Annotated in this window: 21 protein-coding genes; 4 read left to right on the top strand and 17 right to left on the bottom strand. The window is 69.3% G+C overall.

Features of this window, described 5'->3' with window-relative positions; genetic code table 11:
- Positions 1-27 precede the first annotated feature (27 nt).
- The 7 genes from ACGFI6_RS23505 to ACGFI6_RS23475 are packed head-to-tail and all read right to left on the bottom strand — an operon-like array spanning position 28 to position 7,250.
- A complete protein-coding gene (locus ACGFI6_RS23505) occupies positions 28-585 on the bottom strand; it encodes a GNAT family N-acetyltransferase (RefSeq protein WP_393121880.1) in 558 nt (185 codons plus the stop codon).
- Positions 582-1,856 carry an ROK family transcriptional regulator gene (locus tag ACGFI6_RS23500; RefSeq protein ID WP_393121878.1) on the bottom strand — a complete coding sequence of 425 codons (1,275 nt, stop codon included), beginning with the start codon at positions 1,854-1,856 and terminating at the stop codon, positions 582-584. Before ACGFI6_RS23500 ends, ACGFI6_RS23505 begins: the two co-directional genes overlap by 4 nt.
- A 57-nt stretch (positions 1,857-1,913) precedes the next feature.
- Positions 1,914-3,167: an enolase C-terminal domain-like protein gene (locus ACGFI6_RS23495; protein WP_393121876.1), complete on the bottom strand. Its 1,254-nt coding sequence runs from the start codon at positions 3,165-3,167 to the stop codon at positions 1,914-1,916.
- On the bottom strand, positions 3,168-4,043 hold the full coding sequence (locus ACGFI6_RS23490) for an NAD-dependent epimerase/dehydratase family protein (RefSeq protein ID WP_393121875.1): 876 nt from the start codon (positions 4,041-4,043) through the stop codon (positions 3,168-3,170).
- 7 nt (positions 4,044-4,050) lie between these two features.
- A complete protein-coding gene (locus tag ACGFI6_RS23485) occupies positions 4,051-4,935 on the bottom strand; it encodes a carbohydrate ABC transporter permease (RefSeq protein ID WP_393121873.1) in 885 nt (294 codons plus the stop codon).
- A complete protein-coding gene (locus ACGFI6_RS23480; protein ID WP_393121871.1) occupies positions 4,932-5,810 on the bottom strand; it encodes a carbohydrate ABC transporter permease in 879 nt (292 codons plus the stop codon). Before ACGFI6_RS23480 ends, ACGFI6_RS23485 begins: the two co-directional genes overlap by 4 nt.
- 51 nt (positions 5,811-5,861) lie before the next feature.
- A complete protein-coding gene (locus ACGFI6_RS23475; protein WP_393121869.1) occupies positions 5,862-7,250 on the bottom strand; it encodes an ABC transporter substrate-binding protein in 1,389 nt (462 codons plus the stop codon).
- Positions 7,251-7,447: 197 nt separating this feature from the next.
- On the opposite strand from ACGFI6_RS23475, the gene ACGFI6_RS23470 reads away from it, so the two are divergent.
- On the top strand, positions 7,448-7,924 hold the full coding sequence (locus ACGFI6_RS23470; RefSeq protein ID WP_393121867.1) for a GNAT family N-acetyltransferase: 477 nt from the start codon (positions 7,448-7,450) through the stop codon (positions 7,922-7,924).
- Here the strand turns inward: ACGFI6_RS23470 and ACGFI6_RS23465 are convergent.
- Together ACGFI6_RS23465 and ACGFI6_RS23460 are read right to left on the bottom strand one after the other, a co-directional pair.
- The gene (locus tag ACGFI6_RS23465) at positions 7,921-8,976 is read right to left on the bottom strand and encodes a DUF4185 domain-containing protein (RefSeq protein ID WP_393121865.1); all 1,056 of its coding nucleotides are present in this window, start codon (positions 8,974-8,976) and stop codon (positions 7,921-7,923) included. The genes ACGFI6_RS23470 and ACGFI6_RS23465 overlap by 4 nt on opposite strands.
- Positions 8,977-9,069: 93 nt before the next feature.
- Positions 9,070-9,468, bottom strand: a complete 399-nt coding sequence (locus ACGFI6_RS23460; RefSeq protein ID WP_393121864.1) for a MarR family winged helix-turn-helix transcriptional regulator — start codon at positions 9,466-9,468, stop codon at positions 9,070-9,072.
- Between the two features lie 85 nt (positions 9,469-9,553).
- On the opposite strand from ACGFI6_RS23460, the gene ACGFI6_RS23455 reads away from it, so the two are divergent.
- Positions 9,554-10,489 (top strand): zinc-binding alcohol dehydrogenase family protein, encoded by a 936-nt coding sequence (locus ACGFI6_RS23455; protein WP_393121862.1) that lies wholly within the window; start codon positions 9,554-9,556, stop codon positions 10,487-10,489.
- Between the two features lie 68 nt (positions 10,490-10,557).
- Here ACGFI6_RS23455 and ACGFI6_RS23450 read toward each other — a convergent pair whose 3' ends face one another.
- Together ACGFI6_RS23450 and ACGFI6_RS23445 are read right to left on the bottom strand one after the other, a co-directional pair.
- A complete protein-coding gene (locus tag ACGFI6_RS23450; RefSeq protein ID WP_393121860.1) occupies positions 10,558-11,379 on the bottom strand; it encodes a sulfurtransferase in 822 nt (273 codons plus the stop codon).
- The gene (locus ACGFI6_RS23445; protein WP_393121858.1) at positions 11,376-12,029 is read right to left on the bottom strand and encodes a thymidine kinase; all 654 of its coding nucleotides are present in this window, start codon (positions 12,027-12,029) and stop codon (positions 11,376-11,378) included. The genes ACGFI6_RS23450 and ACGFI6_RS23445 overlap by 4 nt, the downstream gene beginning before the upstream one ends.
- A 97-nt stretch (positions 12,030-12,126) precedes the next feature.
- Here ACGFI6_RS23445 and ACGFI6_RS23440 point away from each other — a divergent pair, with 97 nt between their 5' ends.
- The gene (locus ACGFI6_RS23440; protein ID WP_393121856.1) at positions 12,127-13,770 is read left to right on the top strand and encodes a S8 family serine peptidase; all 1,644 of its coding nucleotides are present in this window, start codon (positions 12,127-12,129) and stop codon (positions 13,768-13,770) included.
- Here the strand turns inward: ACGFI6_RS23440 and ACGFI6_RS23435 are convergent.
- The 5 genes from ACGFI6_RS23435 to ACGFI6_RS23415 form a co-directional block, all read right to left on the bottom strand.
- Entirely contained in the window at positions 13,767-14,891 is a 1,125-nt protein-coding gene (locus ACGFI6_RS23435) for an alkaline phosphatase family protein (protein ID WP_393121854.1), read from the bottom strand. The genes ACGFI6_RS23440 and ACGFI6_RS23435 overlap by 4 nt on opposite strands.
- 4 nt (positions 14,892-14,895) lie before the next feature.
- Complete coding sequence (locus tag ACGFI6_RS23430) at positions 14,896-15,507, bottom strand: DUF5998 family protein (RefSeq protein WP_393121852.1); 612 nt, start codon at positions 15,505-15,507, stop codon at positions 14,896-14,898.
- A 68-nt stretch (positions 15,508-15,575) separates the two neighbouring features.
- On the bottom strand, positions 15,576-17,210 hold the full coding sequence (locus ACGFI6_RS23425) for an FtsX-like permease family protein (protein WP_393122526.1): 1,635 nt from the start codon (positions 17,208-17,210) through the stop codon (positions 15,576-15,578).
- 5 nt (positions 17,211-17,215) lie between these two features.
- A complete protein-coding gene (locus ACGFI6_RS23420; protein WP_393121850.1) occupies positions 17,216-17,983 on the bottom strand; it encodes an ABC transporter ATP-binding protein in 768 nt (255 codons plus the stop codon).
- A 108-nt stretch (positions 17,984-18,091) separates the two neighbouring features.
- Complete coding sequence (locus tag ACGFI6_RS23415; RefSeq protein ID WP_393121849.1) at positions 18,092-19,141, bottom strand: P1 family peptidase; 1,050 nt, start codon at positions 19,139-19,141, stop codon at positions 18,092-18,094.
- A 45-nt stretch (positions 19,142-19,186) separates the two neighbouring features.
- Between ACGFI6_RS23415 and ACGFI6_RS23410 the strand changes: the two genes are divergently transcribed.
- The gene (locus tag ACGFI6_RS23410; RefSeq protein ID WP_393121847.1) at positions 19,187-19,699 is read left to right on the top strand and encodes a DUF2087 domain-containing protein; all 513 of its coding nucleotides are present in this window, start codon (positions 19,187-19,189) and stop codon (positions 19,697-19,699) included.
- Here ACGFI6_RS23410 and ACGFI6_RS23405 read toward each other — a convergent pair whose 3' ends face one another.
- Complete coding sequence (locus tag ACGFI6_RS23405) at positions 19,700-22,405, bottom strand: GNAT family N-acetyltransferase (RefSeq protein WP_393121845.1); 2,706 nt, start codon at positions 22,403-22,405, stop codon at positions 19,700-19,702.
- Positions 22,406-22,438: the final 33 nt, after the last annotated feature.

Raw genomic sequence — 22,438 nt, 5'->3', positions numbered from 1 at the left:
TGCCCGCACTTCTTCGGACGCAACGGGTCAGGCGCCGGGCTCGCGGGAGTTGAGGATGCGCTGGTAGAGGTTGCAGTCCTGCCAGTAGCCGTCGATGTGCAGGTACGTCGGCGCCATCCCGATCTGGTGGAAACCGGTGCGCTCGAGGACGCGCTGCGAGGCCGCATTGCCAGTGAGCGTACTGGCCTCGATGCGGTGCAGCTTCAGCTCGGTGTCCGCGATCTCCGCGACCGCCTCGACCGCACGGGTGGCGAGGCCGCGGCCGAGCACGTCGACCGACAACCAGTAGCCGAGCGCGGCGCTGCGGAACGGTCCGGGGACGAGATCGCTCAACGTGATCGCGCCGACGATCCGGTCGTCCTGGGCGAGCACCCACGGCACCACCAGACCGTTCTTGTAGCGCTCGAGCTGGTACGTCATCCGCTCGGTCTGGCCTGCGGCCGTGAACCACTGCTCGTTGCGGACCGGCTCCCACGGCCGCAGATGTTCACGGCTCAGCGTCTGCGCAGCGGCCAGGGCAGGGGCGTCGTCGAGGGTCGCGATACGGAGCTCGACGTCCGCGGTCAGCGGGCGGGATGCGATCACTTGGGCAGCCTACGGGCCTGACTCGAGCCCGAAACCCGAGGGGTGAACGCGTCGTGGAAGATCGTCGACGCCGCCCCGACCGCGGCCGCGTCCTTCTGCAGCATCGACTCCTCGACGACGACCTCGCGCGTCTCCCGGGCCAGCGGATGCCCGTTCACCGCCCGGCCGATCTCGGCCAGGAAGATCTCCGAGATCTCCTTGCCGAACGCCGGTCCGCCGAGCACCAGCAGGTCGATGTCCAGCAGATCGACGAGCCCGACCGCGCCCTGCCCGATCACCCGCGCCACCTGCCGGACCGCCTGCACCGCGGCCTCGTCCCCCGCGGCGGCGGCGTGGCAGACCGCCTTGTACCGGCTGGCCTCGTCGGTCGCGTTCGCATCGGTCTCGACGTATCCGAAGTCCGCCGCGATCACCGGGAGCGAGGCCGTCGGATTGCACTCCGGCACCAGCCGGGGCCCGTTCTCCGGGTCCCACTCCCCCACCCGCAGCGCCGCCACCTGCCCGAACTCGCCGGCGTTCGACGTACCGCCGCGATAGATGGCGCCGTTCAGGAACAGGCCGCTGCCGACGCCGGTCCCGAGATAGAGGTACGCGAAGTCCCGGGCCCGCGCCGAGCGGCCGATCCAGCGCTCGCCGATCGCGGCCGCCGTACCGTCCTTCTCCACCAGCACCGGGTGGTTCAGTCGCTCCTGCAACAGCTGCCGGATCTTCAGCCCGCGCCAGGCAGGCTGCAGCGGAAGCGCCAGGAAGGACCCGTCGGCGTCGATCGGACCGGGGACGGCGACCCCGACGCCGAGCATCGAGTCCAGGTCCACCTGGCTGATGCTCAGCGCGGCGGTCACCGTCGCCGCCGTCAGGTCCACGAGCTTGCCGGCCTCCAGATCCTCGGCCAGGTCGACGGTTTCGCGCCGGACGATCTTCCCGTCCAGGTCGACGACCGCGACCGTCAGCAACTCCGGGTCGATGTGGATCCCGACCGCGTGCGCCGCGTTCGACCGCAGCCGTACCGGGGTCCGCGGCTTGCCGAGCCGCTCGGCGCGCTCCTGCGCCTCCTCCACCAGCAGGCCCTGCTGGAGCAGGATGCGCAGGATCCGCGACACCGACTGCTGGGTGAGGCCGGTCCGGCGGGAGATCTCGGTCCGGCTGATGATGCCGGCCAGCCGGATCGTCTCGATGATCACGGCCTCGTTGAACGAGCCCAGGTCGTACTGGTTCGCGCCCGCTCGACGCATCCCGTCGACCCCGGTCACGCCGGCGCCCGAATCGCTCATCTCCACCTCCCTCGTCCGTCCCTCACTGACCGTGATCGTACTGCCGGACCGCCTGGATCACGGGGCCTCGAGAGCCCCGTCCAGCCGCCGTACGCCGGCCGCCCACTCGTCGTGACCGGACAACTCCGCCGGATAACGGGCCGCCGCCTCCAGGTCGACGTCGATGCCCCAGCCGGGAGCCTCGTTCGGCCGGAGCCAGCCGTCCTCGATCCGCAGCGTGCCGGGGAACACCTCGTACGTGGCGTCGTTGTAGATGTGCCCCTCTTGGATGCCGAAGGCAACCGACGTGACGTCGAGCGCGACGTTCGCGGCGGCCCCGATCGGCGACGTGTCGCCCGGACCGTGCCAGGCCGTCCGGACGCCACAGAGCTCGGCGAGATCGGCCAGCTTCCGGGCCGGGGTCAGGCCGCCGATGTCCGAGACGTGCGAGCGGATGAAGTCCACGCCGTGGTCGCGGATCAGCCGGACGGCGTCGTTCATCGACGTGGTCAGCTCACCGACCGCGATCGGCACCGGCGACGCGGCCCGTACCTCGGGCAGCCGGTCCCAGTTCTCCGGCGCGAGCACGTCCTCCAGGAAGAACAGGTTGTACGGCTCCAGGGCACGGGCCAGCACGATCGCCTCTTTCGGCGTCAGCCGCGAGTGCACGTCGTGCAGCAGTTCGATGTTGTCCGGCAGCGCCTGCCGGGCCTCCGCGAAGAGCTCGGGCGTCGTGCGCAGGTAGTCCCGCACGGACCAGCCGTTGTGGTACGGCGCGTCCGGGTAGAGCGTCGGCACGCGCGGAGCGCCGTACCCGCCGCCGCCCGGCGTGGACACCTGCAGCCGGATGTGCCGCCAGCCCTGCGCGACCAGCTTGTGGGCGTGCTCGATCGTGTCCTCGATCGTCCGCCCGCTGGCGTGGATGTAGGTGTCCGCGGCCGCGCGCACCTTGCCGCCGAGCAACTCGTACACCGGCATCCCGGCGCGCTTGCCGGCGATGTCCCAGAGCGCCTGGTCGATGCCGGAGATAGCGTTGTTGGTGACCGGGCCGCCGCGCCAGTAGCCCGAGTACGACGAGAGCCGCGTCAGGTCGCCGATGTCGCCTGGGTAGCGGCCGACGAGCAGTCGCGCCAGGTGCTCGTCGACGAACGTCTGGACCGCCTTCCAGCGTTGCGTGAACGTGGCGCAGCCGAGCCCGTACAGGCCCGGCTCGGTGGTTTCGATCTTCACGACCACCAGCGGGATGCCTTGTGGCGCCGTGACGATGGCCTTCACGTCGCGGATCCGGACGTCGTCGCGGACCGGCCACGGCTGGTCGAAGTTCGAGGGCATTCAGTGCTCCAAAGGGAGAGTGGGCAGGTCGAGTTCGTGCCGGGCCTGGAACCCCAGCACGGTGCGGACCGCGGTCAGGTCGAGCGGCACCTCGCGGCCGACGAACCGGCGCAGCCGCGGCACCTCGGGCATGTACGCGTCCAGCAGGTCCTCGGTCGCGTACGGCGCGGTGGTGGTGCCCGCGGCAACGAAGAACGTCTGTGCCCCGGACATCGAGGCGGTCAGTCCGAGCTCCACCACGTAGGCGGCGTCCCGGGTGTCGAGGTAGCTCCAGGCCTCGCGCATGCCGCTGTCCGGGTTCACCCGGACATTCTGCGACATCCGCTCCAGCACGTCGGCAGAGTTCACATGCGGGAACCGGAACGACGCCACGTCGATCCCCCAGCGCCGCCAGGCCATCCGCGCGGTGTTCTCGTCGTTCTGCTTCGACAGCGAGTACCAGTCGCCGACGTCGCTCGGCGCCTTCTCGTCCCACGGGAAGTACGCCGGCCGGATCTCGTGCGGGTTGAACGGTACGCCGGTGGCGTTGATGCTGCTCGCGATCACCGCCCGGTCGATACCCAGCGCACCGGCCTGCGCCAGGACGTTGAACGTCGACACCACGTTGATCGCGTACACGTCGTACGGCGTACCGGCCGACGGGTGAGCCAGGGCCGCGAGGTGGACGACGTACTCCGCACCCTCCAGGGCGCGGGCCACGTCGGACTCGGACCGGGTGTCGCCGATCAGCACCCGGTCCGCCTTCAGGTCCGGGTGCTCCACGTTCGACAGAGCGGTCACCTTCGCGCCCAGGGCGTTCAGATGCTCGACCGTGACCAGCCCGATCCGCCCCGCGGCCCCCGTCACCAGCACCCGCCGGCCATTCAGTTCATTCACGCTGCCCTCACTCTTTGATGCCTCCGGCCATGCCGACGCCTCGCAGGAATTGTTTCTGGAACAGCAAGAACAACACCACAGGGATCAGAACCGCGAGGAAGAGGGCCGACATCTGCAGCGAGATCTCGGTGGTCTTCTGCACTCGCGGCAGGGCGACCGAGATCGGCTGCAGGGTCGGATCGGGCAGCACGAGCAGCGGCCAGAGGTAGTCCTTCCAGGAGCCGATCACCGTGAGCAGCGCGACGACGCCGACGATCGGCTTGGACAGCGGCAGGATCAGCGCCGTGAACAGCCGCAGGTTGCCCGCGCCGTCGATCCGGGCGGCCTCGATCAGCTCCCGCGGGATCGAGTCGAAGTACCGCTTCATCACGAGCACGTTGAACGCACCGGCCGCCGACGGCAGCCAGATCGCCCAGAACGTGTTCTGCAGGCTGATGTGCAGCAGCGGCATGTCCAGCACCGTCATGTACAGCGGGACGAGCGAGATGACACCGGGCAGGAACAGCGTCGCCAGGACGGCACCGGTGACGACCGGGCCCCACTTCGGGCGCAGGATGCTGAGCACGAACGCGCCCGTCGTACACACGAACAGCGTCGAGATCATCGAACCGATCGCGATGAACGCCGTGTTGCCCAGGTACGCGCCGATCTGCACCCGGTTCCAGGCGTCGGGGATGTTCTTCAGCTGGATGCCCGACGGCCACAGCTGCATCGGGCCGCTGAGGATGTCCTGGCTGGTGGAGACACCGGACTTGAGCAGCCAGAGCAGCGGCCCGACGCCGGCGACCGCGACGGCGATGAAGATCAGCACCTGGATCGCCGGCAGGCCGTACCGGATCAGACCGCGCTGCCGGTCGGCGGTCGAGATGATTCCGCGTTCGGAAAGACTCATGTCGTACTCCAGCGGCGAGTGACGAAGTGGTAGACGACCGACAGCGCGCACAGCACCCCGGCGAGCAGCACGCTGAGCGCCGTCGCGGCCCCGAAGTCGCCGTTGATGAACGCGTACCGGTAGATCAGCAGCAGCACCGTGGTGGTGGCGTTGTTCGGACCGCCGCCGGTGAACAGGAACGGCTCCGTGAACACCTGGAACGTCCCGATCAGCTGCAGCAGCATCATGATCAGGATGATGCCGCGGATCTGCGGCAGCGTGACGTGCCAGACCCGGCTCCAGATCCCCGACCCGTCCAGCTCGGCCGCCTCGTACAACTCCGTACGGACGCCGGTCAGCGCTGCGAGGTAGATGATCGAGGTGGCACCGGCACCGGCCCAGGTCGCCTCCAGGACGATCGCGGGCATCGCCAGACTCTGCGAGTTCAGCCAGGCGAAGGGCCCGATCCCGAACCAGCCGAGGATCGAGTTGAACACGCCCGCACCGCTCGGGTCGTAGAAGAACGTCCACAGCAGGATCGCCGCCACCGGCGGTACGACGGCCGGCAGGTACGACAGCACGTTGTACAGCCAGCCGGTCTTGCGCAGCTCGCTGATGAACACGGCCAGGAACAACGGCACCGGGAAGCCGAAGATCAGCGCCAGGAGCGCGAAGTACAGCGTGTTCAGCGCCGCCTGCGGGAGTTGTGGGTCGGTCAGTACGTAGCTGAAGTTCGACCACCCGACCCACTCGGGCGGCGCGACCAGGTTGTTCTTCTGGAAGCTGAGCACCAGTCCGCGGACGATCGGGCCCCAGGAGAAGTACAGGAAGATCAGCACCAGGGGCAGGCCGAACAGGACCGCGCTCAGCCCGCCGGAGCGATACCAGGTGGCCAATGACCTACCACTGCTCCGGCCGGGCCTCGTCTTTTGCTGGAACATGGCGGGCTACCGGGCGAGGCGGGCGTCGATCTTCGAGGCCGTGTCACTCAGGAGCTTGTCGATGTCCGCGTCCTTCTTGGTCAGCACCTGCTGGACCACCGGGTCGAGCAGCGAGTAGACCTCCTGGCCCTTGTTCGACGGCTCGGGCAACAGCTTGAGCGCCGTGGTCGAGTCGATGTAGCTCTGGAACTGCTTGACCGGGACGTTCACGTACGGCTCCCGCCACTTGTTGAACTGGTCGTAGGTCGCCTGGCTCAGCGGGCTGATGCCGGGACGGCCGACGAACCCCTTGTCGGCGATCGTGGTCTTCGCGTCCTGGACCGCGACCGACTCGGTCGTGTACTTGTCGAACTGGTCGAACTTGATCCACTTCAGCGCCGCGACGATCTCGTTCTTGGTCGCCTTCGGGCTGATCATCTTCAGCGAGCCGCCGGTCAGCGTGCCGTGCGGGCCGCCGTCCTGCGGCAGCGCGGCCTCACCGAAGTCGGCGGGCTTCATCCCGAACTGCTTGACGCTCATGTCGTAGGCGTCCGGCGCCTGCAGGACCATGCCGATCTTGCCGGCCGCGAAGTCCTGCCGGACCTCCTCCTGGTTGTACAGGAACCGGCTGCCCATCGAGTTGTCGGTCCAGCGCATGTCCTTGAGCAGCTGCAGCGCCTTCTTGGTCGGCGCGTCGTTGAACGTGGACTTCTTGCCGTCCTGGCTCTCGACCGTGCCGCCCATGCTGTAGGTCATCGTGGTCAGCATCCAGCCGCCGGTGTTGTTCGTGGTCAGCTGCGCGTAGCCCGCCTTGCCGGTCTTGTCGGCGATCTGCTTCGCGTACTGGCGGACCTCGTCCCAGCTGGTCGGCGGCTTGTCCGGGTCCAGACCGGCCTGGGTGAACAGCTTCCGGTTGTAGGCCAGGCCGACCGAGAACACGTCGATCGGTACGCCGTAGATCCGGCCGTTGGCGTCCTGGACGATCTTCAGGACGTTCGGGTTCAGGTCCTTGGTCAGGTCGACCAGCTTCAGCTCGTCGGTGATGTCCGGGAGCTGCTTGTTCGGGATCATGTTCGCCGGCTCGGTGAAGCTGATGTTCATCACCGTCGGCAGCGTCCCGCCGGCCACCTGGGCCTGGAAGGTCTGCGCCTGCCAGGCGGTCTCGGTCGACTTCACCGTGATGTTCGGGTTCTTCGCGGTGAAGTCGGCGATCTTCTGGTTGAACGCCTTCAGGTCGTTCGGCTTGTCGGGGGTCGGACGGTCCCCGATCGTGATCGTGACCGGCGCGCTCTGGTCGACGCCGCCGCCGGCGCCGCCGGACGCCTCCGGCGTGCTCTTCGCACAGCCGGCGGCAAGCACCAGACCGGCCACACCGAGGGCAGCCCCGTACCGGCCCCAAATGCTCACTCTCGTCATCGGAACTCCTCAGGTTTCCGGATGCCGCCGATGTGCTCTGAGCCACACACCGGCCAGGTCCCGAGTAAGTTAAACCAAGCGTGTTACTAACTCAAGACTTCATCTCGATCGGTTGCGGTAACGCTTTCGCAACGCCGTACCCGGCGATTCCCGATAAACCGGTGGAGGCGGCGGTCGCCGGACGTGAGGATGCAGGTATGCATCTACGACCGGCGGCCGCCGCCGACCTCCCGTTCCTGATCGAGATGCTGCTCGAGGCATGCAACTGGGACGGCACACCGTGGTACGACGAGGCGAAGGCGCGCGCGGACGACCACGCCTGGCGCTATCTCGACGGCTGGCAGCGGGCGACCGACTTCGGGGTGGTCGCGGAGGTCGACGGCTCCCCCGCCGGTGCCGTCTGGGCGCGCCTGCTCACCGCCGATCGCGCCGGCTACGGGTACGTCGCGGACGACGTCCCCGAACTCACCCTCGGAGTCGCGGCCGGGTTCCGGCGGCGTGGAGTCGCGCGGGGCGTGCTGGCCGAGGTGATCGAGCAGGCGCGCGCGGCGTCGTACGGGCGGTTGTCGCTCAGCGTCGACCCGGACAACCCGGCCCGGAAACTCTATGAATCATTGGGCTTCCGGAAAACCGGCGTTGTCGGTACGTCGGACACGATGGTGCTGGACCTCTAGCCGAAGCCGCGGACGCGGAACTGCATCACGCGGTACGGCCAGCCGGCGTCGGTGTTCCACTGGCTCACTGACAGGTGCAAGTCCGACAGCGTGGAGCCGGGGATCACGTACCCGCCGTACAACTGGGCGACGTGGTTGTCGTCCTCGGAACCCCAGGCGCCGCCGTAGATCAGCGTCTGGCGGTACGCCGTGTAGAGGTTCGACGTCGGCGTGTCCATGATGATGCCGTCGATGCGGTAGTCGCCTGCATTGAACCAGGTCAGCACCCACTTCCCGCCGAGCGGCCGCAGGCTCATCTCGCCGAAGCTCCCGCTCAGGATCGGCGTCGCGGGATTGCCCCAGGCCCAAACTCCGTCGCGATAACCCCAGGGTTCGTACGCGGCTGGGTTCGCGATCTGGTCCGCGTGGACGCGCTTCAGGATGATCGGCTTGTTGCGCTGGAAGCCGGTCGAGTAGACGTACACGTAGCCGTCGTTGCCGAGACCCCAGGTGAGCAGCTGGAACATCCCGCCGTCGATGTTCGGGTCGAACTTCGCGCCGGTGTGGTACCAGCTCGCACCCGAGTCGTCCGACCGCCAGATCTCCGTCCAGACAACATTCCCGAGGCCCTTGTTCACCATCGCGTGCAGGTACATGGACCCGCCGATCGTGATCACGTCCGACGGCAGCACGGTGGAGAACGTCGGGTTGTCGTGCGGGTAGTCCCACAACTGCTGCGCCGCGTCTCCCCCGACCGCGCCGGACCACTTCACGCCGCCGCTCAGGTCGGACGTGGTGGACCACAGCGCGACCGGTGAGCGCCACCAACCGCCGCCGACGCGCGCCTCCTCGAAGGTGTCCCCGAACATGAACAGCAGCCGGCCGTCAGGCGTTCGCGCCGGAATCCCGAGGTCGGTGGCGGCCATCCGGAACCGGTCGGTCAACCCCGGCCCGGTCAGGTCGGCCACCTTGCTGGTCTGCACGGCCTGGGTGCTCCCGAGCGCTCGGCCAGGTACGGCGGCGAGCACTCCGGCACCGACCGCGGCCTTGAGGAACGTGGATCGCTTCATCATCTGTGGTGACTCCCGGCATCAAAGGGGCGGACTGATGGGAAATCGATTTCTGCAACACCATCCCGCACGCCCGGCGGGAAAGTCAAGGGTGGTCTAACCCGCCACGAGCACCGCGGCCAGTTGGGTGAACTGCTTGCGCTGGGTCACGTTCAGCTGCTTCATCAGGGCGGTGATCCGGCGGGTGACCTCCGCCTCGCCCTGCTCGGCAAGGCGACGACCGGCGGGCGTGAGCGACACCAGGACTCCGCGACCGTCATGCGGCGACGGCGAGCGCTCGACCAGGCCGCGCTTCTCGGCGCGCGAGACCAGTCCGGTCATCGAGGACTTGTCCAGGCCGAGGTGCTGACCGACCTCGAGCATGCCCGGCGTCCGGTCGCGGAGGATCCCGAGCAGCCGGAGCTGGATCACCGACAGGTCGTGCTCGGCCCCCACGGCGGCGAGGATCCGCTGCACCTGGAAGGACAGCTGCACGACGGCGTCCACGGTGTTCATGCTCCGGAGTCTAGTTGACCTGGTACGTGGCACAAACTATCGTCGATATAGTACGTGCGACAAACTACTTTGCGAGGGGTGCCCGATGCAGGCAGCTGTGGTGCGGTCGTTCGACGAGCCACCGACGTACGACGAATATCCGGCGCCGGTGGTGTCCGGCGCTGGTGAGGTCCTGGTACAGGTCGTTGCCACGGGCCTGCATCCACGGGTCCGCTCGGCCGCGGACGGAACGCACTACACGTCGGAGGGCGCGCTCCCGATGGTGCCCGGGATCGACGCGGTCGGGCGTACCGACGACGGCGAGCTGCTCTATTTCGTTGCTCCGGACAACGGGACCGGGACGATGGCGGAGTTCGCGGTGGTGGATCGCCGGCGGTCTGTCGTACTGCCGGAGGGGACCGATCCGGTGGCGGTCGCGGCCGCGATGAACCCGGCGATGTCGTCGTGGATCGCGCTTCGCCGACGTGCCCGGTTCGCGCCTGATGGCTCCGTACTGGTGCTCGGGGCAACGGGTAGTGCGGGCCGGCTCGCAGTCCAGGTCGCAAAACACCTGCAGGCTTCGCGGGTGGTCGGTGCGGGGCGTGATGCCGAACGGCTGGCTCTCCTGCCGGACCTCGGCGCGGATGCGGCGGTCGAGCTAAGCGCGGTGGCGGATCAGGCGGCGGACGTGGACGTCGTACTCGACTATCTGTGGGGTCCGCCGACCGAGCAGGCCATGTCGGCGATCCTTCATGCGCGGACTGATCGGGCGCGGCCGCTGACCTGGATCCAGATCGGCTCGATGGCCGCCCGCGAGCTCACCCCGCCGTCCTACCTGCTGCGCGCCGCCGCCCTCACCATCATCGGCAGCGGGCAGGGGTCGGTTCCGGCCCGCGACATCCTCGCCGAGCTTCCGGAGCTGGCCGCCCTCATCACCTCAGGCGCCGTCGCTGCCAACCCCTACCCCGTGCCGCTCGCCGAGGTGGAGAAGGCATGGACGATGCAACTGCCCGCCGGCACTCGGCTCGTGTTGGTGCCCTGATACCGGGTTGTGTGACGGCTGGCGGGTTGTAGCGGGCCATCGGTGAAACAACCCGGTAGCGGGGTGGGTCAGTCGGTGCCGGTGGCTACGGGGCGGGTGGGGTCGGTGATCCATTCGGACCAGCTGCCTACGTAGACCGTGGCGGGGAGGCCGGCGGATTCCAGGGCCAGGGCTTCGTGGGCGGCGGTGACGCCGGAGCCGCAGTAGACGGCGGTTTCGGTGCCGGTGGTGATGCCCAGGGCGGAGAACCTGGACCGGAGGTCGGCGGACGGCAGGAAGTGGCCGGTCTCGTCGACGTTCGCGGCGGTGGGGGCGTTCACGGCGCCGGGGATGTGTCCCGCCACCGGGTCCATCGGCTCGACCTCACCGGCGAACCGCTCGGGAGCGCGCGCGTCCAGCAGGACGCCCTTCACCGCGACCGCCGCGGCACCGTCGGCGTCGAGCATCGGGAGATGTCCTGGAGTGGCGACGTATGTGCCCGAGGCTTCGGCGGGAGCGTCCGTGGTGACCTCTCCCCCGGCGGCCTGCCATGCGGTGAGCCCACCGTCGAGGACGCGGACGTCGGTGAGGCCGAAGTACCGGAAGATCCACCAGGCGCGGGCCGCGGACATCGAGTTCGCGGTGTCGTAGACAACCACCGGCGTGTCGGCCGAGCTGATGCCGAGACGCTCGAACGTACTCGTCACAGTCGTTGCGTCAGGCAACGGGTGACGGCCGGCGCCGGGCGGGCCGGCGAGCTCGGTGTCGAGGTCGACGAAGTACGCACCGGGCAGGTGGCCGGCGTCGTACGCGTCCTTGCCGGGCGGACCGGCCAGGTTCCACGTGACGTCAGCCAGCACCGGCGCGGTACCGAGCGCTCGCAGCTCCTCGACAGTGATCAACGGGCTCATGAAGCAGTTCCTCCGAACGGCAGGACCTCAGGTGACAGGGTGGCGCGAGCGCGGGCCTGGGTGAGTCGGCGACGGTGGTGCCGGCGGCAGAGCACCTCGTACGCGACCTCGTGGTCCCGCGTCTCGATGTCGCCCACCACCAACTGCTCGCCCTCGGTCACCATCTCTCCACCGATCGTACGGGCGTTGTGGGTGGCCCGCTCACCGCACCAGCACAGCGCCTCGACCTGGAGCAGTTCCATCCGGTCTGCGAGCTCCACCAGCCGCGCCGACCCCGGGAACAACGTCGCGCGGAAATCGGTCAGGATCCCGAAGCAGAACACGTCGATCTGCAGCTCGTCGACCAGCCGCGCGAGCTGCTCGATCTGCAGCGGGCTGTAGAACTGGGCCTCGTCGCAGACCACGTAGTCGATCCGCCCGCCGTGCGTCAGCTCGCCGACCACGTAGTCCCAGAAGTCGAACTCCTCGGGCACCTCGACCGCCTCCGCGGACAGCCCGAGCCGCGACGACAGTACCGACTCCCCGGCCCGGTCGTACCTGGTGAAGATCCGGCCGCGGCGCCCGCGTGCCTTGTGGTTGTGATCCATCTGCAGCGCGAGGGTCGACTTGCCGCAGTCCATGGTGCCGGTGAAGTACAGGAGCTCAGCCACGAGCGGACATCCTGCCAAGTCAACGGCCCAGTACGCACTCCGGGGTCCGTCGGAGGGGTGGCTTGGGTTCTGAGCCCCCGTTCAGTTTGAATGGATCGTGCGCAAACCCCTGTTCCTCGCCCTCGCGGCCTGCCTGCTGGCCGTCAACGCCACCCTCCCGGCCGCCGCCGCGCCGGAACGGTCGGAGGCGGGACTGCGCGCGTACTTCGTGATCACCGAGCCGCACCAGACCGGAAAGGTCACCGCCGGGATCACCCAGAACGGCGGCACGGTGTACGCGACCTACGACGCGATCGGGGTGATCGTCGTGCACGCGACGGCGGCCGACTTCGCCACCAAGGTGCGCGGCGTCGACGGCGTCCAGAAGGCCGGAGCCACGCGCACCACGGACCTGCCGGCGGACGTCGGCAGCCCGGCGATCCCGGCGCAGGTGCCGGAGGCCGCGGTCACGCAGCCGGAGAGCGACCGGGCGGACATGAGCCAGATCGGCGCGGACCAGGCCTGGGCGAAGAACCCGGGCTCGAAGAACGTCACGGTCGGGGTCCTGGACACCGGGGTGGACGACCAGCACCCGGACCTGAAGGCGAACTTCGACGCGACCAAGTCCGCGTCGTGCGCATACGGCAAGGTCGACGCCCGGCCCGGCGCCTGGCGTCCGGTCGGTGAGCACGGCACCCACGTCGCGGGCACGATCGCGGCTGCGAAGAACGGCGTCGGGATGGTCGGGGTCGCTCCGGGTGTGAAGGTGTCGTCGATCCGGGTCGCCGAGCCCGGCACCGAGCTGTTCTTCCCGGAGAACACGGTCTGCGCGTTCATGTTCGCCGCGGACAAGGGCGTCTCGGTGACCAACAACAGCTACTACGTCGACCCGTGGCTGTTCAACTGCCCGACCGACAAGGACCAGGACGCCATCGGCGAGGCCGTTCGGCGCGCCGTGGCGTACTCGGACACCAAGGGTGTCGTGAACGTCGCCGCGGCCGGCAACGAGGACTACGACCTGGCGAACAAGACCGACGACACGTCCAGCCCGGACGACTCGACCGCCACCGACCGTCCGATCACGAACGACTGCCTCAGCCTCCCGACCGAGCTGCCGAACGTCGTCGTGGTCGCGTCGGTCGACCCGACCAGCCAGAAGTCCCCCTTCTCGAACTTCGGCGAGAACAAGATCAACCTGGCCGCGCCGGGCCAGGCCGTCTACTCGACGGTGCCGGGCGGCGGCTACAAGATCCTCGAGGGTACGTCGATGGCGTCGCCGCACGTGGCCGGTGTCGCGGCCCTGCTCCGCAGTGTGAACCCGAACCTGTCGGCGGCCCAGGTCCGCGCACGGCTGGCGCAACAAGCCAACGACCTCGCCTGCCCGCCGGCGGCCGCCGGCGAATGCTCCGGTTCGGCAGGCAACAACTCCTTCTACGGCGAGGGGCTCGTGGATGCGGCCGAGGCCGTCGGGGCCGCGGCCGCCCAGCCGCAGGGCGCGATCTCGGTTACCCAGCCGCAGGAGCAGATCGGCGTCGGGGGCATTCCGGCGATCCCGCTGCTGCTCAAGGGCGCCGGTGGCACCGGCGACATCAGCTACAGCGCCGTCGGTCTGCCGCCCGGCCTGGTCATCGACAAGACCCGCGGCTGGATCACCGGTGTCCTGACCCGCGGCGCCGGCCGCTACAAGGTGACCGTCACCGCCCGCGACGGCGAGGCCAAGACCGCCACAACCACCTTCTTCTGGAGCGTGTGGAGCTTCTAGCCCGCGTCGATGAGGAGCGGGATCTCCATCTCGTCCGGCGTCAGCGAGCCGTGCAGGCCGATCAGACCCGCTTCCTGCGGGTGCCGCCGGCTCGCCACCAAGGCGACCGGGCCGAGGGACGCGACGATCACGTCGCCGAGCCGCGGCGAGACCCGGTCCTCGACGGTCGGGCCGAACCAGCCGCGGGCGATGGCGTCGGCACGCGAGAGCACCAGCGCCCTGTCACCGAGTCGCTCCCGGTACGTGGCCAGTACGTCGGTGTCGGCGCCGGGAACGCAGTACAGGTGACGGAAACGCGACTCGCCGCCGATCAGGCTGACACCGTCGGTCAGGGCCGGCTCGGCGTCCAGATCGACACGGTGTTCGGGGGCGACGTCGATCATGCCGTGGTCGGCGACGACGAGCAGTACGGCGTCCCGCGGCAGCGCTGAGCGCACCTTCTGGGCGAACTCGTCGGCCGCGGTCAGCTCCTTCTGCCACTGCCACGAGTCGCAGCCCTGCTGGTGGCCGATGTAGTCGAGCTGCGAGTCGTACACGTAGACCAGTGACGACTGTCCTTCGCGGCTGGCGAAGCGGGTCGCGTCGAGCCGGTCCTCGATGGTGTCCGCGCCCCGATGGGCACTCCCCCGGAACGCCGCAGCTGTCAGGCCGGACGTCTCGAACCGCCCCTTGCTCACGTTCCGCGCCGCAACACCGGCCGCCGTCAGGCGGTCGAACACGGTCCCGTGCGGCTGCCAGCGCCGCGGATCCACCGGCGCGTCCCACTGCAACGCGTTCAGCAGCGCGCCGGTCTCCGGCACGATCGACGTGTACCCGACGATGCCGTGCGCGCCCGGCGGCAGGCCGGTACCGAGACTGGTCAAGCTCACCGCGGTCGTCGACGGCACGCCGGCCGTCAGGCTGCGACTGTTCGGGATCAGCGACGACAGGTACGGCGCGGCTTCGGCGTACCGCTGGAGGAGATTCCAGCCGAGGCCGTCGAAGAGCAGGACGGCATACCGCGGTGCGGGCGGCAGGTCGAGCAGGTTGGTCTCGCCCCGCACCGACAGCGCGCCGGCGACGGACGGCAGTACGTCGGCGAGTGCGCCACCACCGTACTGCGGGGAGACCGGCACGATCACGGCACTACCTGCTGGTCGCGAACGAGAGCGCCTTCGCGAACTCGAGCACCTGCTGGATCCCGGCCGGGCCGTCGGCGGCGGCGCTGATCCGCAACGAGATGTCGTCGGCCGCGACCGAGCCGGTGTAGCCGTGGTCGGCCTCGCAGTTCGGGTCGGCGCAGACGGCGGGCTCAAGGTCGATCCGGTTCACCATGCCCCAGCCGATCGTCAGCACGACCTCACCGCTGCCGGCCACCGCCGGGTCGGCCTTGCCCGACGCGTAGCCGGCCGGGTTCGGGACGACGCGGTTCACCACGACGGCGTTGATGCGCTGCAGCGGGATCGCCTCGGTCGAGGTCGACGCGTACGGCGCGCGGATCAGCTCGTCGGCGGCGTGCTCGTCGGTGTGCCCGACGATCAGCCGGCTCGGGGTCAGCGCCAGGATCGTGATGTGCCGCCGGACCTCGTCCCGGTCGAACGTCGGCTCGTGCTGCAGCACGTACGCCCGGATCGGCTCGTCGGCGATCGCCACCTCGAGCGAGTCCGTCACCACGTCGGGGTAGTAGCCGCACCGATCGATCGCCTCGCGGAGGTCTGCTGACGCGTCCGCGAGCTCCGGTGTATTCAGGTCACGCATGCCCTCATCCTCGCACGACCGCGAACCGGAGCATTCCACCCTTCGACCGTGCCTGTGGACAACCGGGATCAGTTTGCACTTGCCTTCCGCAGCACCGGTGCACCGGCTGCGCCCGCCACCGCGACCAGCACGAGGCCAACGACCACCTGTCCCAGCAGGAGAAGCACGCCGGAGCTGCCCTCGGTGAAGACCTTCCCGGCGCTCAACGCCAGTCCACATAGCGCTCCGAAACCGACCACGGGCAGCCCCACACCGATCACCGGTACGACGGCAGCCAGCCGAGCGGCCCGCTCGATCACCTGCAGCGGTACGCCGGAACGCCGCAGTGCACGCGCAGGAGCCGCCTGGTCGAGCGCTGTACCCACTGCGCCGGCAGCTGTCGACGCGGCGACGGTCAGGAACACCAATGAGAGCAGTAGCGCGACACCAATCCGCATGTCGTGGAAGGTCGGGTCGTCCTCCCCGGAGGGCATGAAAACCGAGATGAACCCGGTGACGAACCCGGACAGCACCAGTGCGGCCACCGGACGGAACGCGCCCTTGGGGTCGTCCACCAGCCGTCGCCCGGCGAGCAGCGACACCGGTCCGTTCGCTCCCTTCGCCATCAGCTTGCCGATCACCTGGACCAGCCACGGTCCGATGATCCGTACGGCGAGTGCGGCGAAACCGACCCCGATCAGCACCGGCACGACGGCTCCGCGCAACCCGTAGAACCCGAGGATCACCGGGCCGATCACGAGGAGCCCGATCCGGATCATGCTGACGCCCTTGCGGGTCTGACCGCGTACGACGCCCAGCGGGGTGATGCTGACGCGTCCGAGACCGATGAGCGCGCTGATGACGGACAAGACCGGTACGGCAACCAGTACGACCAGAACTGTCCACCACTGAACGGTGATGTCACCGACGTACCAACGTCCACCGCCGAGTGGGATCTGGGCGATCAGTGGACTCAGGACGGTGTAACCGATCAGCCCGACCACCGCGCCGGCCAGGCCGAGCACGGCTTGCTCTACTGCACTCAGCCAGAGCACCTGGGTGCGGGTGGCTCCTGCAAGACGCAGTGCGGCCAGCCTGTGTTCGCGACGCTTGGCTGCGACGCCCGCGGCTTGTCCGACGAGGCTGAGGATCGGGAACAACACAAGGGTGATGCCGAACGCCACGGAGATCAGCAGCCCGAGCATGCGGCTGTCCCAGACCTTGTCGTGCCAGCTGCTCACGTACTGCGGATAGTCGTCGGCCGGGATCGTGTCGACGCCACGGATGATGATGAACTCCTCGGGCGAGGACAGGCCCTTGTCGCTGATCACACCGGTCGGCTTGTCGCCGTACTGGCTGCTGAGGCTCGACCAGTGCTTGGCGACCTCGGGCGACACGTACACCTCCCCCGGCCTCGGGGCGTGGTCGAGGCCGGGTGGAGCGGGTTCGCTCGGCTTCAGGACGGCCAGGTCGAGGACGCTGAGGCGATGGCCGTCGACACGTTGGTCGTCGTCCAGGTTCAGCATGCCGATCGCGGTCGCCGGGTCCGCCTTGTCTGCGCTCCGCCACCCGATCCGCTCGGACCGGTGACTCAGCCCGAGCGACCCCGCGATCAGGAACGTCACCAGCAACGCGACCACAGCCGTCGCGCCGAACGCCGCCAGGTTCGCGGCACGCCCGCCCGGCCCCGGTCGCCGTACGAACCGCAGACCGAGGTCCGTCATCGGGTTCACTGCCGCACCCCCGGCCCGAACGGCCCTAACGGCCCTGACGGCCCTGACGGCCCTGACTGCACCGCCACCGGGAACTGCGCACTGTCGCTCACGCGTCCGTCGACGATCTGCAGCGTGCGATTGCAGCGAGCCGCGACCGCGTTGTCGTGGGTGACGACGACCACTGCGGCGCCTCGATAGGTGGCGGCGCCGACGAGCAGGTCGATGACCTGGGAGCCGGTCGCAGCATCCAGCGCTCCGGTCGGTTCGTCGGCGAACACCACCTGTGGTTCGCCGACGAGCGCGCGGGCGATGGCGACTCGTTGCGCCTGGCCGCCGGACAGTTCGCCGGGGCGGCGACCCACCTCTGCCGCCAGACCGACCTGAGCCAGTGTGTTGCGGGCCCGTCCGATCGCGTCATGACGGCTCAGGCCGTCCACCATCAGCGGCAGTGCGACGTTCTCGTCCGCGGGCAGCTCCGCGAGCAGTTGGTTGTCCTGGAAGACGAAGCCGAGCCGGCGCCTGCGAAGTACGGTCCGACCGGCGTCGTTCAGCTGGTCGACGCGCTCACCGCCCAGCCACACCTCGCCCTGGTCCGGCGTAAGGATGCCGGCGAGTACGTGCAGCAGTGTGGTCTTGCCGTTGCCGCTCGGGCCCATGACAGCGAGGGCCTCGCCGGACCGGACGGCGACGTCGACACCTGCCAGACCGACCACGCTGCCGTAGTACTTGACGAGGCCGTGCCCGCTCAGCACCACCTGTGACTGGGGACTCTGGAAGTTCATACCGCAGAGCCTTCCGCGATCACGTCCCGCGAGCGTCGGACCACGGACCGGTCTTGTGATCGCCTTCGGGTGCCTTTCGGCGGTCTCGTGTACGACTCAGGTCGTACGTCACTCGTCCCGGAAGGCCGACGGATAGGCGTCCCGATAGCTCGGGATCGTGCCCGTCGGGGTCTCGACCGACTCCGCGTTCAGCATCGCGTGCACGATCGCGCGGGTCAGCGTCCGCGCGCCGGCGGCGTACACGGTCTCGAGCTGCCCGAGCGCCGTCGGGTCGGTGACGCTCAGCCGCGGCTCGTCCGTCGTCCTGGTCGAGAGCGCGAAGATGCTGTCGCCGTCGACGAGCGTATGGATCGGATCGATCGCCCGTGCCAGGCCGTCGTGCGCCACCATCGCCATCCGCTGGGTCGCGGCCTTGTCCAGCGGTACGTCGGTGGCGACGATCGCGATCACCGTGTTCATCGAGGGGCCGGGAATCAGGTTCCGCCCGGGGGCGGCGGCCGGCGGTGGCTCGGTCGGCGTCCGCAGGTGCGTGAACTCGGCGCCGAGACCGAGCCGCGCGCCGTACAGGTTGCCGTCGGCATCGACCGTCGAGCCGGCCGCGTTCACGATCACCAGCGCGCCGACCGTCGTACCGTCGTCGAGCCGGACACTCGCCGAGCCCGCACCGCCCTTGAGCGACCGCGCGCGGGCCCCCGCCCCGGCACCGTGGTTGCCCAAGGCAACCGGTCCGTCAGAGGCGGCCGCGATCGCGTCCGCACCCCACGACGGCTCGGGCCGGGCCTTGAAGTCGCCGCCGCGGGCAAGGTCGAAGATCACCGCCGTCGGCACGATCGGCACCACGTCGTACTCGCCCTGGCCGACCCGGACGCCCTCGCCGCGCTCCTCCAGCCAGCGCATCACAGCCCCGGCGGTGTCGAGCCCGAACGCACTGCCGCCGCTGAGCACGATCGCGTTCACGCCGCCGTTCGAGTTCACCGGCGAGAGCAGATCGGTCTCCCGCGTACCGGGCGCGCCGCCCCGTACGTCGACGCCGGCGACGGCGGTCTGCGGGACATGGACGACCGTCGTACCGGTCAGGTACGGAGCGTCGAGGCGCTCCACCTGACCTACCAGAACGCCGGGGACATCGGTGATCGCGTTGTGCGGGCCAGGCTGCATACCGCCGATCCTAATTCGGTTGCGGTGCGGCTTAGCGTGAAAGGTATGAATGCCGATCAGCTCTGTGGTCTGCTGGCCGAACCGTCGAGGTTGCGGACGTACTCCGCGATCGTCCTCGGCGCCTCCACTCCCGAGCAGGTTGCCGGAAGCACCGGGCTCGCCGCGCCGGTCGTCGTGAAGGCGCTGCAGCGGCTGACCAAGGGCGGGCTGATCGCCGCCGGCCGCGACGGGTTCACTGCGGACGGCGGTGTGTTCAAGGACGCCGTACGGGAGAACCGTCCGGAGTGGGTGCCGCTCGATCCGGACCCGGCGCGCGACAACGTCCTCAAGGCCTTCATCCGCGACGGGCGGCTGACCCATTTCCCGACGGTCCCGGACAAGTACCAGATCGTCCTGGAGTACTTCGTCCAGAGCTTCGAGGTGGGACGGGCCTACCCCGAGTCCGAGGTGAACGAGATCCTCAACCGCCGCCACGCGGACCACGCAGCTCTCCGCCGCGGCCTCGTCGATGCCCGGCTCCTGCACCGCGAGAACAGCATCTACACGCGGCAGAGCTGATCAGGTCAGCCGGCGGGCCGGAGTGTCCTGCCGGGGCTTCTCGTTCGGGGCGATGCGGACCCGGGTGTCGAGGACGGTGGCGCCTTCCGCCGCGACCAGGACCGAGCGGAGGTCCAGCCGGACCACCTCCTCGAGGTCGAGGGTGAGGCGGGAGACCCGGTGCAGCAGGTCCTCGATCGCGGAGATGTCGACCGGGTCCGAGCCGCGGTAGCCGTACAGCAGCGGCGCCGCCTTGACCTCGCGGACCATCTCGGCGGCGTCGCGCGTGGTCAGCGGCGGCATCCGGTACGACCGGTCGCCGAGCAGGTCCGTCGCCACCCCCGACAGGCCGAACGTCACCACCGGCCCGAACGACACGTCCTCGATCGTCGAGATCACCACCGGTACGCCGGGCGGCGCCATCTTCTGGACGACGAACTGCGCCCGCGCCGGATCCGCGGCGACGCCGAACGTGTGGGTCATCTCCGCCCAGGCCGCGCGCATGTCGTCCTCGTCGTGGATGTGCCGCCAGATGTCGGCCAGGTCCGGCCGCATCCGCCACTGCTCCGCGGTCGCCTTCAAGATCACCTCGAACCCGAGGTCGGCGGCCCGCGCCACCGCCTCGTCCGCGCTCAGCACCGGGAACGCCGGCAGCACCGAGATCCCGTAGAAGCTCAGCAGCCGCTGCCGGTCCGCGTCGTCCAGCTCCGCGCCGGACGGATGCCGCTGGAGGAACTCCGCGACGAAGTCCTCTCCCCCGGCGGTGTCGATGTCCGGCAGGTCCGGGATCCGGCTGTCGGACCGGCGCCGCCACTCGGCGTACTGGGTGGCCTTCGCGAGCGCGCCGACCGCGTACTGGGGATTCAGGAACGACGGGATCGAGCCGCGGGCCGCCCCGCCGTCCTCGTCCGGGACGCGCAGTTCCTGGGGCACGCTGCGGGACGCGAGGAACGTCGACACCACCGGCTTGTCCGAGTCGGCGGCCGCGGCGGCCAGTACCTGTGCGATCCCTCCCCCGTTCGACTGCACCGGCGGCGTGTAGATCACCACGACCGAATGCACCTTCTCGTCCGAGAACACCTCGGACAACGCCAGTCCGAAGTCCGACGGGGTCGCGTCCGGACTGAGGTTCCGCGGGTCGCCCGCGACCTCGAGCCCGCAGCTTGCCATCGTGTCGAGTGCCAGCAGCGTCAGGGCGTCGGAGTTCGACACGACAGCGACGCGGCGGCCCTTCGGCAACGGCTGGTGCGCGAGCAGCTGGGCGACGTCGAACAGCTCGCCGGTCGTGTCCACACCGATCAGACCGCTCTGCCGGAACATCGACTCGATCGTTGCGGGCGGCAACTGACTGCGCCGGACCAGCTGGCCGACCGGCACGCCCTGGGTCGCGCGCCCGGACTTCAGCGCGATCACCGGCTTCCGCCCGGCCAGCCGCCGCGACACCCGGCTGAACTTGCGCGGGTTGCCGAGCGACTCCAGGTACAGCAGGACGACCTCGGTCGCCTCGTCGGAGTACCAGTACTGCATCAGGTCGTTGCCGGAGACATCCGCGCGGTTGCCGGCCGAGACGAAGCTCGACAGCCCGAGACCACGACCGGCCATGTCGGCCAGGATCGGTACGCCGAGCGCGCCGGACTGGCAGAAGAACGCGACCCGGCCCTTGCTCGGCATCAGCGGCGACAGCGTGGCGTTCAGCGACACTCCGGCCGCGGTGTTGATCAGGCCGAGCGCGTTCGGGCCGATCACCCGCATGCCGTACGAGCGAGCGAGGCCGACCAGGTACCGCTGCCGCTGCCGGCCCTCGTTCCCGATCTCGGCGAACCCGCTCGACACCACGACCAGCCCGCGGACACCCTTCGCCGCGCAGTCCAGGACGACGTCCGCGACCATCTCCGCCTTCACCGCGACCACCGCGAGGTCGACGGTGCCCTCGACGTCCCGGATCGTCGGGTACGCCGGGACGCCCTCGATCTCGTCCGCTTTGGTGTCGGTGTTGACCGCGTACAACCGGCCCGGGAACCCGCCGTCGCGGAGGTTCCGCAGCAGGGCGTTGCCGATCGTGCCCTCGCGCCGGCTCGCACCGATCACCGCGACACTTCCGGGTGTCAGCAGCCGGGCGATCGAAAGGGCCTCGGAGCGCTGCTCGCGGGCCTGCATCACCCCGAACGAGGTGTCGGTCGGCGCGATGTCGAACTCGACCATGATCACGCCGTCCTCGAACTCCCGGGCGACCTTGTACCCGGCCTCGGTGAAGACCGTGATCATCTTCCGGTTGTCCGGCAGGACCTCGGCGACGAACCGGTGGATGCCGTTCTCGCGGGCGGCCTGGGCGAGGTGCTCGAGGAACAGCTGGCCGAGCCCGCGGCCCTGGTGCGCGTCCTCGATCAGGAACGCGACCTCCGCGGTCCGCCGGCCGGTGCGCTCGTACCGCCCGACACCGATCATCTCGTCACCGACGGTGACGATCAGTGCCAGCCGGTCGTGGTAGTCGACCTGAGTGAACCGCGCCACGTCCCGCTCGGACAGCTGCGGGTACGGCGCGAAGAAGCGGTAGTACTTCGAGGTCTCGGACACCCGGGCGTAGAACGCCACCAGCAGCTCGGCGTCGTCCGGCGTGATCGGGCGCAGGTGCGCGGTCGCACCGTCGCGCAGCACGACATCCGCCTCGTACTCCGCCGGATAGCCGTCGGGGAGTTCGAGGTCATACTTGTCCGGCGGTGTCACCACTCCGCAAGCGTACTCAAACGGGCACCGCGGAGG

Origin of the sequence: Kribbella sp. NPDC048928, from assembly GCF_043197975.1 — a bacterium.
GTDB lineage: Bacteria > Actinomycetota > Actinomycetes > Propionibacteriales > Kribbellaceae > Kribbella.
This window is presented reverse-complemented; position numbering and strand designations above follow the sequence as displayed.